13 protein-coding genes and 3 tRNA genes are annotated in these 16,409 nt (G+C 45.1%); 3 read left to right on the forward strand and 13 right to left on the reverse strand.

The window, feature by feature from the left end:
• The first annotated feature begins 54 nt into the window (after positions 1 to 54).
• Positions 55 to 127: transfer RNA gene (locus J2Z65_RS02570), tRNA-Val, on the forward strand.
• A gap of 505 nt (positions 128 to 632) precedes the next feature.
• On the forward strand, positions 633 to 1,052 hold the full coding sequence (locus tag J2Z65_RS02575) for a hypothetical protein (protein WP_167063884.1): 420 nt from the start codon (positions 633 to 635) through the stop codon (positions 1,050 to 1,052).
• Positions 1,053 to 1,422: 370 nt separating this feature from the next.
• Here the strand turns inward: J2Z65_RS02575 and J2Z65_RS02580 are convergent, their stop codons facing one another.
• The 4 genes from J2Z65_RS02580 to J2Z65_RS02595 all read right to left on the reverse strand — a co-directional run bounded on the left by J2Z65_RS02580 (position 1,423) and on the right by J2Z65_RS02595 (position 4,549).
• Positions 1,423 to 1,755: a hypothetical protein gene (locus J2Z65_RS02580; RefSeq protein ID WP_167063881.1), complete on the reverse strand. Its 333-nt coding sequence runs from the start codon at positions 1,753 to 1,755 to the stop codon at positions 1,423 to 1,425.
• 71 nt (positions 1,756 to 1,826) lie between these two features.
• The gene (locus J2Z65_RS02585; protein ID WP_167063878.1) at positions 1,827 to 2,339 is read right to left on the reverse strand and encodes a phosphoesterase; all 513 of its coding nucleotides are present in this window, start codon (positions 2,337 to 2,339) and stop codon (positions 1,827 to 1,829) included.
• A 26-nt stretch (positions 2,340 to 2,365) separates the two neighbouring features.
• Entirely contained in the window at positions 2,366 to 3,703 is a 1,338-nt protein-coding gene (locus J2Z65_RS02590; RefSeq protein WP_167063875.1) for a Na+/H+ antiporter NhaC family protein, read from the reverse strand.
• Between the two features lie 6 nt (positions 3,704 to 3,709).
• Positions 3,710 to 4,549: an alpha/beta hydrolase family protein gene (locus J2Z65_RS02595; RefSeq protein WP_167063872.1), complete on the reverse strand. Its 840-nt coding sequence runs from the start codon at positions 4,547 to 4,549 to the stop codon at positions 3,710 to 3,712.
• A 175-nt stretch (positions 4,550 to 4,724) separates the two neighbouring features.
• Here J2Z65_RS02595 and J2Z65_RS02600 point away from each other — a divergent pair, with 175 nt between their 5' ends.
• Complete coding sequence (locus J2Z65_RS02600) at positions 4,725 to 5,861, forward strand: hypothetical protein (RefSeq protein ID WP_167063869.1); 1,137 nt, start codon at positions 4,725 to 4,727, stop codon at positions 5,859 to 5,861.
• Positions 5,862 to 5,908: 47 nt separating this feature from the next.
• Here the strand turns inward: J2Z65_RS02600 and J2Z65_RS02605 are convergent, their stop codons facing one another.
• From J2Z65_RS02605 to J2Z65_RS02645, 9 genes are all read right to left on the reverse strand, one after another.
• A complete protein-coding gene (locus tag J2Z65_RS02605; RefSeq protein WP_167063866.1) occupies positions 5,909 to 6,655 on the reverse strand; it encodes a glycoside hydrolase domain-containing protein in 747 nt (248 codons plus the stop codon).
• A 132-nt stretch (positions 6,656 to 6,787) separates the two neighbouring features.
• The gene (locus J2Z65_RS02610; protein WP_167064359.1) at positions 6,788 to 7,075 is read right to left on the reverse strand and encodes a DUF2277 domain-containing protein; all 288 of its coding nucleotides are present in this window, start codon (positions 7,073 to 7,075) and stop codon (positions 6,788 to 6,790) included.
• 99 nt (positions 7,076 to 7,174) lie between these two features.
• Positions 7,175 to 7,248: transfer RNA gene (locus tag J2Z65_RS02615), tRNA-Ile, on the reverse strand.
• A 10-nt stretch (positions 7,249 to 7,258) separates the two neighbouring features.
• A tRNA-Met gene (locus J2Z65_RS02620) sits at positions 7,259 to 7,335 on the reverse strand.
• Positions 7,336 to 7,425: 90 nt separating this feature from the next.
• Positions 7,426 to 7,590 carry a hypothetical protein gene (locus J2Z65_RS02625; RefSeq protein ID WP_164484139.1) on the reverse strand — a complete coding sequence of 55 codons (165 nt, stop codon included), beginning with the start codon at positions 7,588 to 7,590 and terminating at the stop codon, positions 7,426 to 7,428.
• A gap of 164 nt (positions 7,591 to 7,754) precedes the next feature.
• On the reverse strand, positions 7,755 to 9,509 hold the full coding sequence (locus tag J2Z65_RS02630; RefSeq protein ID WP_167063863.1) for a hypothetical protein: 1,755 nt from the start codon (positions 9,507 to 9,509) through the stop codon (positions 7,755 to 7,757).
• Positions 9,510 to 9,533: 24 nt separating this feature from the next.
• Positions 9,534 to 10,793, reverse strand: a complete 1,260-nt coding sequence (locus tag J2Z65_RS02635) for an efflux RND transporter periplasmic adaptor subunit (RefSeq protein WP_167063860.1) — start codon at positions 10,791 to 10,793, stop codon at positions 9,534 to 9,536.
• Between the two features lie 29 nt (positions 10,794 to 10,822).
• Positions 10,823 to 13,933 carry an efflux RND transporter permease subunit gene (locus tag J2Z65_RS02640; protein ID WP_167063857.1) on the reverse strand — a complete coding sequence of 1,037 codons (3,111 nt, stop codon included), beginning with the start codon at positions 13,931 to 13,933 and terminating at the stop codon, positions 10,823 to 10,825.
• 290 nt (positions 13,934 to 14,223) lie between these two features.
• Positions 14,224 to 16,374, reverse strand: a complete 2,151-nt coding sequence (locus J2Z65_RS02645; RefSeq protein WP_167063854.1) for a COG1470 family protein — start codon at positions 16,372 to 16,374, stop codon at positions 14,224 to 14,226.
• Between the last annotated feature and the right edge of the window lie 35 nt (positions 16,375 to 16,409).

Here is a 16,409-nt window from a genome sequence, read left to right on the forward strand (position 1 = left end):
ATGTATTGACATTCTTAAGAATCCTTGGTATATTACTAATTGTCTTCACAAAACGACTTGTTAGCTCAGCTGGGAGAGCACTATCTTGACAGGGTAGGGGTCAGTGGTTCGAGCCCACTACAGGTCATACAGAGAAAAGCCTTGTATATCAAGGCTTTTTTTGTTTTTCTAAAAAGCTTCTCCAAAGAGCGAATCCTAATATCCACGATGTCCGACATACTATTTTGGCTCTGAGCGCCATTAGCGCCGCAACTGAGACAGGAAGTACACCCACTTATATTTATAAAAATGGCTTTATTCACACTTTTGTCCATGGTGTTTATGTTCCAGGCCACTATAAAAATATTGACGAAAATACAAGAGCCGTTTATATCCCCGGCGGAGTGGGTGTAATTGCAGTCGATAAAGATGCTGTTTTGCCTGAAGGCTCCAAATTCATAAAATAGATCTCATGATCCCATTAGTCAGACTTGCTCATTGTTCTCATTGTTCCCATTGTTCTCGTTGACCTTGATGCCCCCCTTGCACTACCCATGTTCAATGACTCCACTTCAATTGATTTGTATATTTTCCCACCTATTTCACTATAATAGGTATCACACCTTAACAACCCAAATCTAAGGAGCTTGCCCATGAGAGTCTCATCTAAATTTCTAACAATCTCCATGCTACAATCTTTCATTATGAAGATCAGCGAGCCGGCATCAGAATCGAACCAACCTCTGAATGATTTTAAGGCAATCTTGTTAACTAACCTCGGTCAGATTGAAGCCGAGAAAATTACGCTAGATACCCCAGAATCCCATGTTAGAAATGATAATGGTAAAGTCACAATTGACTTAAGCTTTATAGCAACTATGAAGGGAAATTATCTGGATCAAGAGAAAAAGAAAGACGAGCAGTTTGAATTGATCGGTGATGGAAGTACCGTAACGCTTGAAAATGCTACTCTTATACTTGCTTCTAATCCGAATATTCAACAACACTATCACCAATTAGTTCTTTTTTCTGATCAAATTATCGGCTTTTCAATAACTAATAAAATGGGCTAATTTGCAACCCCCTTCCACTCTCCTGTCGCCTCTCGTAGGCGGCTTTTTAGCTCCTTCCAATTTCCTCATCTTGATTCATATTGGCAACTCCTATAACAAAAATGTTTATTTTTCGCCCAAATCCTACATTTTGTTTGTTTTCAGACAGAAATTATCAGTCGTAACTGTTAAACTTGACTCATTATGGCAAATGATGAGCGAGGATACTTATGGTTCAAGTGATATGGCTACTGATTTTAATTCTGTTCTTAATCGTCGCATCCACTCGTAAAAGCTGATTTCGGTACCTCCACCGTGGCAAAACATAGAACGCATGCAATACAAAAAAGCCCATTCTGGAAAGAAAAGGCTTTTTATATTCATTAGAAATCTATATCTGATTGGACTGACTAACAAATTTCTCGAAAACTTGTTCAAATTCTTCCTTCGTTTGTGCTTCTTTGTAGATAAACACGCCATTTTCATCTCTTATCTCATTTTCTTCAAGGCTTATACTTTGGTAAAGATTCACGATATCTTGCGGCGGACCTTGAACAATAATATCGACGCCTTTCTGTTTGGGCGAAATAATATAGCCTATTTTTCTCTTAGTCGAGTAAGAAGGAAATAATATAAACTTTCCTTTACGTGTAAAGTAATCAATCTTTTCTGGAAAATAATTTTTTGAACCGCAAGGCAACTTATAGGATGACATTTGTGGCATAACGTACAGCTCCTTTTATCGTGTTGTTTCGTATTCATATGAAACGGCTTGGCATGGATTAACAAGTATACTTACCCCTGCTCTTCATCCACAACAACCGCATCGCGAATCTGTTCAAAAGAAACAGGCGTGTAGTCTAATTGTTCCACACTCACATTGAAATAATGATGTCCCTCGTATTTCTGACCATGAATGTGGCCGTGAACATTGACGTAGGGCATTTGTTTATTCATGTACATCGGCTCATGCGACAGGAAAAAGAAATTCATATAGATGAGCGGGTATTCGCTCACTTCATCGAACCCAACATCTAGCCACCAGTCCCTCGACCTCCCTCGGTCGTGATTGCCAAGGATCAGGATTTTATACCCGTTTAGCTGGGAAACGATCGCCTTTGTACGTTCTTTATTTAAGAAAGAAAAATCGCCTAGATGAAAGACTTTATCCTCTTTTGCAACGGCAGCATTCCATTTTGCGATCATGGTCGCAGTCATTTCATCTGCATCCGCGAATGGCCTATTTTCGAAATCAATAATGTTTTTATGTCCAAAATGATGATCCGATATAAAAAACGTTGTAGGCATCGTATTTCCTCCTTCACTTCACTCTATTATCCAACTGCGTTCTTGCGGCCTCTCCAGCCGTACGACCATATTAAGGTACATAAAGGCAAAGCCCAAAGAAACGAAGCATAAGCCATATAGTGCTCGACAGGAACCCCTACAATCGTTCCACACACGATAGCCAGCATGTTCCACGGTATCATGGCAGCTAGAATAAGGCTCGAATCAGCAACAACTCTGGCCAGCTGTGTGCGCGGAAACCGCTCTTCCCAGAAGGGGAGCAAGCTCCTCCCTGACATCATGATCGGCAAAGTTTGCGTACATGAAACAAGTCCAAGTCCTAAGCCAAATAAGGACGTTCGGACAGTGGCCGAGAACAGCGAGGCGGAGCTTCCTCCCAGAAGTTTTTGCATATAGGACTGCAGAACACGATTTTCCTCCAAAATACCATTGAAAGCACCTGCAAGTCCAATCAGAACAATTAACTCAACCATATTAGACAATCCTTTGGTTTGCAAGGAATCAAATAAACGGGAATGATAGCCAAACCACATGGCATGCAGCCATTCATACAGGGTTACTCCTTGTAGAAACAGGCCGATTCCAATAGCAGAAGCTATCGACAGAAGAAACCCATTTCTAGTTTTGAACCTTAACAAGATGGAAAGCAGTAAAAGTAAAACCGGCAATAATAACCAAATGCTGTAGGTAAAGCCGGTGCCAAATTGCTCATGAAGCAGCGCCTTTTCACCTTGATGCCATTCGCCTTTCACGTCGAGAAACAAGAATAATCCAAAAGTGATGCATCCAGCGCCGATCGTGGTTGGCAGCAAGGCTTTAAACAATTCCTTTACCGAAACACCCGTAGAAGAAGCGACAAGACGGTTGGCACTGGAAAATGGCGAAGTCCGGTCGCCGACAAAAGCACCGGATACAAGAGCTCCAGCGACCATCGGCAGTGGAATTTGCAGCAGCAAAGCAAGACCGATTAACGGGATTCCAACGGAACTGAGCGTCCCTGTCGAAGTACCCAGCAGCATCGAGATACAAGCGGAAAGCACGAAGGAAAACGTAAGAAAATAACTCGGATCCACAATACGAAGTCCCAAATCGATCATGTAAGGGATCGTTCCACTCGCAGTCCAAGTAGGGATCACAACGCCTACTAAGGCAAGAATCCATATGACTTCTTTGGTGTGTTTTACGCCCTCCCCCATACTTCGCAAGATGTCCCGAAAGGCGGTTCCGCCTCGCCGTACGAACAACACTAAGGTCATGAGTCCAAAAGCAAAGCCAATCGCTAAAGCAATTTGAAGCACATATGCGGCTGCAAGCCCAAGAATAGTAATGAATATCGTTACGCTAAGCTGTCTATTCGTTAACATATATATTTATCCTATCATTTCTCGAATCGTTTTCAGAGTCTCGCTGATCGCTTGCTTGAGCGGTTGCGTCTCTCCTTGATAAGGGTGAACTGATCCGAACGTATGGTTGCCCTCAGGGATTCTGATCCATTGGATGGCCGGATTTTGCTCAATCAATTGCTTTGAGCCCCGAATTAGCCGCTCTCCGTCCTCCGTACCTTGAATTAAAGCAATAGGAAATTCAGCGCCGCTAATCCTGCCAATGATATTAAATCGCTCGCTATTACGCTCCATATCTTTGAGTATCTCAAGATCTAAGGGCATGTTTTGCTTTGTGCGCCCGTTTAACGTATACGTTCTTCCCGTTTTACGCATTTCTTCTTTATTTTCCTCTGTAAGCAAATCGACATTCGCAATGCCATTCCAACTTATAACACCTGCAATTTGCCCGGGATGATCGAGAGCATAGATCAAACACACCCCTGCTCCTCTGCTGTGCCCCAAAAGAAAAACCGGTTTCTCGCCGTCTCCGGACAATTGTGCACGACCCCCAATCTCCTTCACCACGGCATCCAAATCTTCTATATCCCTGGAGTAAGTATCGCGGGCGAACTTCTCAAGCTCTGTAAATTGAAGCAAGTCCTCACCTACACCATTGTGGGAGAAATTGATTGACAACACATTCACATCTTCGGCCAACGATTGTGCAACGTGAGGAAACATCCCCCAGTCTTTAAACCCTTTATATCCATGACAAATAATAATCGTCCCTAGGGCCGGCTGTAACGCAGCCTCATAGTAATCCCCTCTGACAATGCGATCCTCTGCGATATGTAGTTCAAACGCTTTACCTGCATTCAGTTGCATAGGTTTACACTCCCTTTCTTAGTACTGCTATATTTTAACACAAATACATTTCAGACAGCATACACCTAGGATTGTTCATAATTTTAAGACAATTAGTAAAAACTTGACTATGGCGTTTCATCCTGCTTTCCCGATATGAATCGCTACTAAATTCGATCCAGGAGGAAGCTTACCTATGCATCACACCCGAGCAACTCGCTTGCTCCGAACGATGATTTGCACGCTGTTACTTTCTGTGCTTTCCGTTAGCTGGTTAAGTCCATTGAACCAAACTTTTGGCCAAGCCAACAATGATCAAACAACTAACCATCCGAATACTTTTCTGCTAGTTGTCAAAGCATCGCCGCATGCAACCTACCGAACAGAAGCATCCTTTGAAGATAAAAAATTACAGCGGGAGCTAGAGAAAGTAACGGCAGGCGCTCCGTATGTGGAGGTTTTGCCTCCGGATACTACCCTCACTTATTCTAAAAAAGGGCAGACGCAGAACTACGGCGTCACGGTTACCGGGGAATTGGTTGATCTCATAACTAAATCAACCGTTACTGTATCCACTGGCACGCAAGAAGCTCTTCGTCAGCAAGTCGAAGCTCTCCGAGCCAAGCATTATGGCGAAATCCTCCCCTGGGAAGATGCCAGCAAAGTCATCCCTAAATATAGCAAATTCACGATTACCGACGTAGAAAGCGGCCTTAGCTTTGAAGGGCAGCGCCGCGCAGGCTCTAATCATGCGGATGTTCAACCGCTGACAAAGACCGATTCCGCGACGCTCAAAACGATCTACGGCGGCGCCTGGAGCTGGGACCGCAAAGCGGTCCTCGTGAAGTTTAACGGCCGCACACTGGCCGGCTCCATGCACGGCATGCCGCATGGAGGAGACGGTATACCCGGAAATGACTTCAACGGTCATTTCTGTATTCACTTCCTCGGGAGCGTCACGCACGGCTCCCGCTCCTCTGACCCGGCGCACCAGGTCATGGTGCACCGGGCAGCAGGCTTGCTGACGTCCTACATCAGCAAGCTCTCGCCCTGGGCGCTGATCGACGTCTGGATCAGCGCCGCGAACCAAGGTGACCTGCAGCTGCTGCAGGTCACCACAGGGCAAGAGCAGGCGATGCATGTGCGCAGCATGCGCCGCCTGTCCAAGTTCCAGGAGCGGGACGTGTCCCAGCTCCTGGAGCTTGAGACCGCGGTCGACGTTACGGCTACGCCGGCACGTGCTTCCGCGCCAGCCCACAGGCGTGTGCTCTTTCGCCTCGAAAGAGCATCGCTCGATTCGCGCTGGTATATTCGCAGCGCGGTCATGAAATGACATAAGCCCGTCAGTTCTCTCGAGAATCGAGAGGTGACGGGCTTCATTTATGATTGCTGCGGCTGACCGGAGGCTTTCCGCAGCTCATTGGCTAAGCGGTGGAACTCCGCTCTAGCTGGAAGCGACGTCGTCGCCTCGTAGCCGGCAGAAAGAAAAGGAATGATCACGTTGGCATCCTTTGGTGTTAACGGATAAGCAGGAGGCTCAGGAGTTGTCTTCGTGTTCCACCAGCCTTCACTGCCATAAGACTCATCATGGTCGATTTGGATGCCATTTTCTGAAACATCATTCAAATATTGATAAATGTGAATAAATGATGATTTTTTGCCGCCGCTCCAGGCATACGTTTGCCAAAAACGCGAGCAGGCTCCCGCCTGCTTAACGGCTTCCATTACAGCATATGAGCCATATACCCCTGTGGTATACTCAGGTGTCGCTTCACTTGCCGCTTGGATATATGCAATGACAGTTGCCATTTGAGCACTTGTAGCGTCAAAATCGACGGCAAAATATATACAGCTTCCTGCGGGCTGCTCCAGTTGATGAGCCACCTGCACAGCGGTAGCGCCATCAGCTAGTCCTGCACTTCTTCCGCCGAGAGCACGATTTGCCGTTGTTTCGAAGACAGATACAATTTCCAAGCCTGCTTGGCTAATCCATTCCGCTTCGCTTTTCGTTAAAGCCTTATACCCGCTCGGGACGAGATATCTGGCCACAAACGAGTATCCATCCTTGACGAAAGCAGCGGCGGTTTGTGCCGTTAAAGGTGTTGAACAATCAAAACCTTTGGTCACTTTCTATCACCTAATTTCTACTAGTTTGTATATAATATGCTCGTAGTAGATAGATCGCTACAAATTAAATGAGTTACTTATCAATAGATAGCCACAAAAAGGCTCTCACCTATGAAGGTAAGAGCCTCTTTATTAGGGATTAAGCTTCTTTACAGTTCCGAATCGTTTAGCATTTCTAGCGCGAGCACGCTCGATTTCTACGTCCCGATTGCGGGGTTCTGCATGAGTTACAAGTGAATCCATCAATTGACGTGCAGCCATAGCCACCTCGTTAACCGCTTGGTTGAATGCTTCCTCATTCGCCTTCGATGGTGCGGTGAAGCCCGATATCTTTCTCACGAATTGTAGAGAGGCTGCTCGGATCTCATCATCCGTGACAACGGGGTCAAAATTAAACAGCGGCTTAATATTCCGGCACATAACAAGCAGCAGCTCCTTTTCAAAAAATGGTTGGCTTGTTGAGATAATTGATGTCATAAAAAAAACAAAAACCCTTATAAATCAAGGGTTTTGATCATATGGGCCCAGAGGGACTCGAACCCCCGACCAATCGGTTATGAGCCGACCGCTCTAACCAACTGAGCTATAGGCCCTAATGAAATTTGGTTGCGGGGGCAGGATTTGAACCTGCGGCCTTCGGGTTATGAGCCCGACGAGCTACCGAGCTGCTCCACCCCGCGTCATGTTTGCCGCTCAACAGCGACAAAAATAAATATACACTAAGCGCGAGTGGTAAGTCAAGCGTTAATTTTTAGAATATACGTTTGAAATTACGTATTGTAACGAACGCCGAAACGTCCCTTCTTTGACTTAAAAACTTCCACCTCTTGTGGACACTCATATCCGTATATCCACCAGTCTTCTTCCATTCTTTTCGCCAAACAGCCCGCTTGAAACTTGGAATCATATAATTTTGCCCAATATATCCAGTTCATCGCAATCACTCCGTTTTGTTTAAATCGATAATCCTATCTTATCCAAAACAGGACTGACTTATGAGTCCCCGCGCCATGCACAAAATGATGAAACCAGCGAAACAAAAAAAACCGCCTAGACGTGCTCTAGGCACACGTTCTAAGCGGTTTTCCCATGGACTTAACTATTGTTTAAAAGTTGTTAGCAACCGTTTAACGGTTTCTCCAAATTCGTTCGTAAAGGTTTCATAAATTTTGACTTGGATCGGGAAATCCAGTTGACCGGATCTCGCACTTAAATCAATTGTATTCGTACCATTGTACAATCTTCCTTCGCCTGACAAATCTTTCGTCGTTTTTCCAACCGGATTGCCGACTTTATCGAATAGTTCGAAGGAAAGCTTGCTGTTGTACTTATCCACTGTTACCAGCTTATCCGGCTTGATATCCAGATCAAGCTTAAGCTTGTAGTCATACGTCAAAGCAGCTTGGAAAATCGCTGAAATCGTCCAGTCTTTAATACTGATTTCATAGGGATACACGTTAAGAACTTTTGACGTAAAATCATTTGGCTGCACGGGCACTTTGGCTGTAGCTAACAAAGATTTGTATGTAGTGTCTCCATTTGCTTGTTGGCTGTAGAGGTTCATTTTCAAGCCCTCGCCTGTTTCAGAAGCAGGCAGAGCATACGAGTAGCTGACGACATAAGACGCCTTAGGAACGACGCTAAGCGCTGTTGCCGCCTGTCTTCTGCCTCCGTAAGCAAAGCCATCTTTACTTACAAGCTCAGTCTGAATAGCAGGAATAGGAATCGGACGGTCGCTGTTATTCGTTAGTTTAAATTTCGCGATAGCCGTATTGAAGCCGTCGTCTTCATTATTTGTAACGTGAAGCTCGACTAGCGAAACATCGACATTGGAAGGTACGAACTTATTCGTTGAATCCAGCTTAACCGGCGTGCCTAATGTATATGCTGGCGCTGGAATAACACCTTGCGTAGCCGCCCCGACCGGCAGCAGAATGTTAGCGCGCCCTACACGATAAGTTACTTCTTGTAGATTGCCTCCCTCACCCATCGCGGCAAAGAAGCTTTCCGGTGATACTACATTCAAACTGGTGAATTCCGTATCCAGATCGGTTGGGATAACGACATGAATATACTTTTTCTCACCCGGGTCGAGCACAACGGAAGTTTCAGCACGATTGCCTGAGTATATCGTGCTCTCCGTTTTACCGTCGATTCCGAAATTCGGGACGGTTTGACGTTCGTTCGTCGGATTTACGACTTGAATTTGCACAACCGTGGAGACGCCTTTGGCTGTGATTTCCTTATGGATATCAACAGGGATGAATCCGATCGGAGACCGCAGTGATGGCAGCGTGAAAGCCTCTCCCCATTTGAGTAGAGCAGCTGCCTTGGTAATCGTACTGTCACTACCATTCCACACAAGCGCCGAGTCAACAGGGACGCTCAGCAGTGTCGTTTCTTTTTTCGGATACACTTCCATATCAACATCAACAAAGCTAAGCTCACTTAGTTCGGCGTCATCACTGCGCTCTACAGTACTCAAGTAACTAAGCTCTTGCTGCGATTTTGGTTGAATGGACTTTGGATTTTTGGCACTTGGCTGCAGTGTATATACCGTACCATCCGCCATGCTAACGCGCATTTCAAAGTCAGGCACTCGAGTCACTTTGCCGCTTGTATTTTTAATCCGAATGACTGCGCCAAGTTTCGTTGAATTCGATTCATGCTCATTAAGAATGCTCTTAATCTCAACTTCAACTTGATCCTTCAATGCATAGCTCGTATTCGTGCTTGTTTGAGCAAAAACTGCCGAGCTCACTCCCTCTTCAGCCCATGCAGGAAAAGATGCGGTAGTTAAAAGTGCAGCGGATAATACAATGGTGGCCAGCGATCTCTTCATTTTCATATTCACGTAGTTCTCCTCCTTGAGCTCATGCTAGTTGCTCACTTTAATTTTATCTTGATCTTTCAATTGGTGCTGTCCGGAAATAACGAGAATATCGCCCTCTTTGACGCCCGACAACACTTCTTGATTCGTTTCATTTAAACGGCCAAGCTCTACCTTGCGTTTTTGAACCGTCTCTCCGTTCACAATGTAAACGAAGCTGTCTCCACCTTCATGGACAATACTAAGACTCGGGATGACAGGTACGATTTGTTCGTCGTCTTTCGTAAGTTCAATTTGGGCTTTGGAGCCGGGTTTCAGCTTGCCATCCGGATTCGGGACCTCAAGCTCCAAATCATAAGCTTTGGATTGCCCGTTTATCACATCAGATAGATACGTTACTTTGGCACTAGCTTTATCGCTAGCCCCCGGAATGTAGAACGTTAATTCCCCTTTACCTCGAACAAGAGATGCGGATGCTTCTGTCAGTTGGGACTTGATTTTCACAGGATTGGTCTGCTGCACTTCACCGACACGGACGCCAGGCGCCAAAGTTTGGCCTACTGTTACGTTCAGATCCGTTAGTACACCGGATGCAGGCGCTTTTACTTCGAGATTGCTAAGCGCTCTATCGATATTCCGTGCGCTGACTTGTGCTGACTCTAGGCTAGTTTCCACTTGCGCTAGTGAATTCGTCTCTTGCAATGTTTTCAGAGATCTACGAGCGCTCTCCAGATCCTTCTTCATATTCGTAAGTGCTGTTTCGGCCTGCTCTAATTGCGTTTTTGTGGCCGTTCCTAGATCGTATTCATTCCGAGCCTTATTATAAGCCTTCTCTAGATCGCTAACCGTTGTTTCCAATTTCGAAACCCCGTCTTTGGCATCCGCTATTCCATTTGCTGTCTTTTGCTTAGCTTCGACAAGTCCTGCCTGAGCTCCTTTAATACTCACAGCATTTAAATCTTTTTGAATTAATGTGTCTGTTGGGTCCAAGCGGAACAGCACTTCGCCCTTCTCTACTTTATCACCGCGTTTCTTTGCAATTTCGATAATTTCCCCGCCGGACTTTGCTACAACGTCCAATTGAATGGATGAGACAACGTCTCCGACTTGTTCAACCGGATTACCGATTTTTTGCTTCGCAATTTTAGCCGTTTTCACAACTTTAACACCTTGCTCCGCAGCGGCTGCCGATGTCGCAGTTGGGCTTGCTGCCGGTGTAGCAGAACATCCCACTGCAATCGCCGCGCTAATCGCGACGACACCGAATAACTTGGCACTTTGCTTGATTGTAAACAACTGACGTTTCATATTCGATTTCTCCTTTTCCCCTGTTCAGCTTATTGAATCGCAGATGGTGCTTGCTCCGATTGTATGGAAGACGACTTCCCTTTTCTTTTGAACCATCGGCCTTCTCTTTTCTTAAATAAAATTTCATACATGATAGGCACGATTACAAGTGTTAATAGAGTTGAAGTCGTAAGACCGCCAATCACGACGACAGCTAATCCCTTAGAGATGATGGTTCCTTTCGATAAGCCTAATCCTAATGGCAAGAGGGCAATGATCGTTGCACCTGCTGTCATAATGATCGGTCTTAAACGTGTAATCCCCGCTTCAATGAGGGCTTCACGAATGGAATAATTTTGCTCCCTAAGCTGCTGCACGCGGTCTACTAGTACAATTGCGTTCGTTACAACGATACCGATCAGCATCAGGAACCCGATGAGTGAAGTGACATTGATGGATTCTCCGGTAATAAGGAGACCAAGAAGTCCTCCAATCGCTGCAAGCGGCAGTGAGAAAAGAATGGCTAACGGTGCTCTTGCGTTCCCAAACGCAATCACCATAACGATGTATACAATGAAAATGGAGGCAAAGATGGCAACAAACATTTGCATAAAGCTTCTGTTAATATCATCGGAAACCCCTTTGACTTCGCGGGAGACGCCTGACGGCAGTTCCAGTTTCGCCAACTCTGCGGTTACTTTTTGGCTCACGCCGCCTTTATCCGTACTTTCGATTTTGGCTCTGACACTAACAATTTGCTCTTCATCTTCACGGCTAATGCTGTTCGGTGCGTCAATTTGTGAAATTCGTGCAATTTCATTTAATTGAACGGATTGGCCCGTAGGCGTTTTGATCAAGAAAGTACCTAACTTATCCACGGAGTTCTTATACATGGGATTCAGCATAACTTTGGTCGCATAGGTTACATTGTTAAACTTCAAATCTCCGAGCTTTTCTTCCGCAATCCAGGAATTAACGGCTTGTAAAATTTGCGCTGAGGAAAGATCGTATAACCGCGCCTTATTTTGATCTACCGTAATCTCAACCTCTGTTTTGGAATCGCTCAAGCTGTCTTTAATATCATTGAGCTCTGGGAACTCTTTCAGCTTATCTTTTACTATCTGTGCGGCTTGCTGGAGGTACAGCTGGTCATCACCCTTCAGTGAGTAGGAGAAATCAGCACCCGTTGATGTTGGAGGACCTCCCGTAAACAACTGGATATTGACTTCAGATCCAGGCGGCATCAATTTCAGCATATCCTCTTTGTAGGTTTTGACGGCTTCCGTCGCATCCGTGTCTGCCGTTAGTTCAAAGAACATCATCGCTCTATACGCATACCTGTCGCTGCTTTGGTTATAACCGACTAGCGATTCGATATACTTGAACGCGGGATTGCCCAATTTATCTTTATGCTCCTTCAGATCTTTTTCAAGCTCTTTGGATTTTTCATTCATCATCTCGATGGATGTTTCGCGCGGCATTTTTATTTCAATTGCGCCTTGTTTAACAGCTTCACTGTTTGGCATGAACGCTACCGCTAAATTAGGCACCGTAATTACAATAGAAAGAATAAGGGCTACTGCGGCAATCAAAAGCGTTTTAATGCGGTTATTTAAAGACCAAATAATCGCTTTTTTGTACTTCTCACCCATGGGTCCAACATGATGTTCATCGTGATGGGTAAGTTTTTTGGATTTAAGCACCATCAGCTTCGCCAACATTGGAATAACCGTCAAGGCCACAATTAAGGAAGACAATAAGGCTACAACGAGTGTAATCGCAAAAGGACGGAATACTTCGCCGACGACCCCGCTCACAAACCCGATCGGTCCGAATACACCCACTGTTGTAATTGTTGAAGACGTAATTGCACTGGATACTTGTTTCGTTGCTAGTCGAATAACCGATTCGTTTCGTTGTTGAGCAACTTGCAATTGACTGTAAATATTTTCGATAACGACGATACTGTCATCCACGACCCTACCGACGGCTATCGCCATACCGCCTAGCGTCATAATATTTAAGGAAATGCCCAGTGGTCCCATAACTAATAATGTAACGAGAATAGAAAGCGGAATAGAAACGAGTACGATAAGAGTCATACGTATATTACGGAGGAACAGCAAGATCATTACGGAAGCAAGAATAGCTCCTAATCCGCCTTCCTGCACCATACCATGGATGGAATCTTTAATATCGTTGGCTGAATTGTAAATTTTGTGGAATTTCACACCTGGCAGCGTCTGAGCCCAGTCCGTCATTAATTTGTCTGCACTGTCTGCAAATTCTACGGCATTCGCCGCTTTCGTTTTGTACAAAAGCACACCGATCGCCGGTTTATCGTCTAATCTGGCAATAAACTTGGACTCGCTGATGGCTTCAACCTTGGCGATCTGCTTTAGAAGCAGCGTGTCGCCAGTTTTTGTATTAATTTTTAAATTATCCAAATTGTAGATGGTATCCATTTCGCCTTTCACGCGAACCATCTGTTGATTTCCATTGAAATCCACAGTGCCCGCAGGGCTGGAAACCAAAGCTGCTTTAATCGATCCTGAAACATCTGCAGGCGTTAGACCATAATTGTTAATCGCAGGCGCATCCAGCTTAATCGTAAGCACAGCGTCCTGATTACCGACAGAGTCCACGTGATCGAGCCCTTTTAATCCATTAAATCCGGGAAGAATTGTATTCTTGTAAGCATTATCGAGCTCTGCTTGGTTCATTCCTTCATCACCGTAAACGGCTAAATAATAAACCGGCTCGGAAGCGAAGCCTGCCGTCAGCACTTTCGGCTTTTCGGATCCTTGCGGAAGCTTCACATTGGAGATAAGGCTCTCCACATCCTTCTTGACATCTTCAGGCTTCTTATCCTGATCTAACTCCAAAATAATTTGTGAGTAATTGTCCTGCGAGCTTGAGCTAAGTGTTTTAAGCCCGTCTAAGCCCGCAACCGCCTTTTCCAGCGGTTTCGTAATCTCGTCTAGCACATCCTTCGGAGGCGCTACGTATGTAGTACTTACAATGACGACCGGAAAAGTAATATCTGGAAAACTTTCCACCTTGAGCGTCGTTGTGGAATACGTTCCACCTACGACTAACAGCAGCATGAGGATGAAAATTGCTGCTACATTTTTCATCGAAAAATCGGTTAACTTGATCATTCTCACTTCTCCCCTATCACCAGCTTTAATACTCTGACACACTCACTCAACCATCATACTTGGAATTTCTTAACAAAACATAAATTAGTATTGAAGATTTTATGTTTTTTCGCGGTCTGGATTTATTATATATCGGCACATTAATAAAAACAGGTGAGCGAAGTCATATTTCAGTCATAATTTGGTCATATGGACAACAATCCTATTATGACTTCTTATGACTGAACACAAAAAAAGGGCTGTTCATAGGTCATATAAGACCATTTGAGACAACCCTCAGGTGTAAGTTATTATTCCGTAGTAATAAACCAATCCGCTTTCTGAGAAGCGAGCAGTTTTCTCTGCCCTTGGAACTCATCATACACACTAAGTGTGTATTTCTCTAGGAATTTCGTGTTAAAAATGAGACCGGGATCCGGGAGCGAGATTTTAAAATCCTCTCTCTTTCCAAGTCGGATCTTCGTATCTTCATCTGCAGTGGAATCCCCATTGAAGACGTCAAAGTCTTTAAAATCGAACCTTTTCTCAAACCGTTTAATGCCGCCGCCATCCTCAAATACAAGCAGTAGATTATGGCCTTCCGTATTAATTTCGGTCAACTTCTCTTTCGTTAACTCGTAATTGAACTTCAGAGTAAATACGTTGTCCTCAATTTTCGTACCGATTTTATCAATAGAGATGGAATAAGGGAATAAGTCCACATTTTTCAGCGTAGTTGCTACATTCGTGCTCTCGGCTGGCAGCCAATAAGCAACGGGATTTACGTAAGAATCAGCAACTGCCTTATCGCCTTCCGACAGTTTACCGTCTGTGACGGCTTCCCCTAGAAGTAAATTCAAATTCTCCGTAGAAAAGCCCTTAGGCACAGGCGCCCATACATTAAGCAGTGCTTTTCCCGATGGTGAAATCTTGTTCTTCACTTCTGCCACGGTAGCCGGGAATACGGTCCCGTCTGACGAACGGAAATTCGCGACAAGCTTGGCTGTGTTCGTGAATCGTTTCTCTAGGTTGGTTACCTCGACCATAGCTGAATACATAATACTCGTTTTGTCCTCGTAGGTAGACACATTCCGAATCGCATACTTCGCTTTGCGTCCAGCATCCGTGGACGAATAGGACTCACCCAGACCAACAAAAGGAACCGACTGAAGCTCCGCTTGTGTCGAGAACTCCAGAACATCCGTAGTTGTGGAACTCGTATTCTCCGTTCCGGCGGCTGGCGCGTCTCCTTCATTCTCTTGAAGTACTAACTTCACGCTAGAAAATTCATACGTATACGGTAATTTGCCTGCAAGCTGCAGATTAACGCTTGCGCCTGCCCCAAGTCCAATAACTTTGGCTGTCTGGATAAGCTTCGCATCGATTTTGACGGCATCGTCCAGTAAGAAATATCCGGCTAGTTTGGGGATTGGCAATGACTCATCCCCTTTGTTGCTCAAAACCAAATCCGCCGTTAATAAATCTTGATCCTCCCAAGGCAAGCGATGAAGACCGCCAAGTTGAGCGGTGTAAACACCCAACTTATTGGTGAAAGAATACTCTTTACCAATAGATCCTCCTTCCTGTGATGACACCGCCGGCAATTGGAAATTCGCAACAGCGACATTAAGCTTCAAATCTGCGATCGTTTCCGCAACGGACAACTGCCACACATCCGCGGCTACCGCTATCGGAATGGAACCGGAGAGTTGAATTTCCTTGCTCTCCTTAGGATTTATCTTTAAATCCTTCATCCCTTTAGCTTCAAGCGGGTACAGCAGCCCCTCAGGTGTCCGTATTGAGAATAAGTACGAAGGAATAGTCACTGTATGACTGCCTGCATTCTCTAGTGTCAGATACACCGTTGGTACATGGTATTTCTCATTTTTGTTGCTGACAAACTTTTTAATAGACGCATGAACTTCAACGCCACCGACCGAGATGACCCCAGCGCTATCCGAAGGTGTGATATCGGTGTAATCATTCGGTACTGCTACTTCCCCAAGCACGCGCTCAAAATTCGTTTGACTAAAATCCCACTTAATGAACTGAACTACAAGGTCCTGCAAGTTCGTACTTGGATTAACAGTTGCATAGAACGTTAAATCGGTTGTTGAACCGGGGGCTACCCGGTTCTTATCTTTATCGGCTGGCAGCAATCGCGCTGAGAATTGATTACCTGATTTGCTTTTCAACCTGGCCCAGTAATCAATAAATTGCAACTCGCTGCTTCCTTCATTGTGAATGGTAATCGTGAATGTCGCGATTTTCCCGCTTTGATCAGGTAAAACGTGAATTTGTTTCAATTCAAAATAACTGCTATTCGTAATCGGCACCTTACCGATCGCCATTGTAATTGCGGCTGGGCTGCCGTCTGCCCAAACGGGCGTTATGGCGCCAAATGCCATCGTGGCAGACAAGGCAATGGTGGCCACATATTTGTAGCTGAACCTGATGTTCATGGTGTGGATGGCCTCCTTTATTAGTTAAGTAGCAT

The organism is Paenibacillus aceris (assembly GCF_017874035.1).
GTDB classification, from domain to species: Bacteria; Bacillota; Bacilli; order Paenibacillales; family NBRC-103111; genus Paenibacillus_E; species Paenibacillus_E aceris.

Coding starts and splice junctions, on each gene's coding strand:
- J2Z65_RS02595 (WP_167063872.1), bottom strand. CDS start 4,549: ATGCAACTGAATGCAGGTAAAGCGTTTGAACTACATATCGCAGAGGAT.
- J2Z65_RS02640 (WP_167063857.1), bottom strand. CDS start 13,933: ATGATCAAGTTAACCGATTTTTCGATGAAAAATGTAGCAGCAATTTTC.
- J2Z65_RS02575 (WP_167063884.1), top strand. CDS start 633: ATGAGAGTCTCATCTAAATTTCTAACAATCTCCATGCTACAATCTTTC.
- J2Z65_RS02610 (WP_167064359.1), bottom strand. CDS start 7,075: ATGTGCCGGAATATTAAGCCGCTGTTTAATTTTGACCCCGTTGTCACG.
- J2Z65_RS02600 (WP_167063869.1), top strand. CDS start 4,725: ATGCATCACACCCGAGCAACTCGCTTGCTCCGAACGATGATTTGCACG.
- J2Z65_RS02625 (WP_164484139.1), bottom strand. CDS start 7,590: ATGAACTGGATATATTGGGCAAAATTATATGATTCCAAGTTTCAAGCG.
- J2Z65_RS02580 (WP_167063881.1), bottom strand. CDS start 1,755: ATGCCACAAATGTCATCCTATAAGTTGCCTTGCGGTTCAAAAAATTAT.
- J2Z65_RS02635 (WP_167063860.1), bottom strand. CDS start 10,793: ATGAAACGTCAGTTGTTTACAATCAAGCAAAGTGCCAAGTTATTCGGT.
- J2Z65_RS02590 (WP_167063875.1), bottom strand. CDS start 3,703: ATGTTAACGAATAGACAGCTTAGCGTAACGATATTCATTACTATTCTT.
- J2Z65_RS02645 (WP_167063854.1), bottom strand. CDS start 16,374: ATGAACATCAGGTTCAGCTACAAATATGTGGCCACCATTGCCTTGTCT.
- J2Z65_RS02585 (WP_167063878.1), bottom strand. CDS start 2,339: ATGCCTACAACGTTTTTTATATCGGATCATCATTTTGGACATAAAAAC.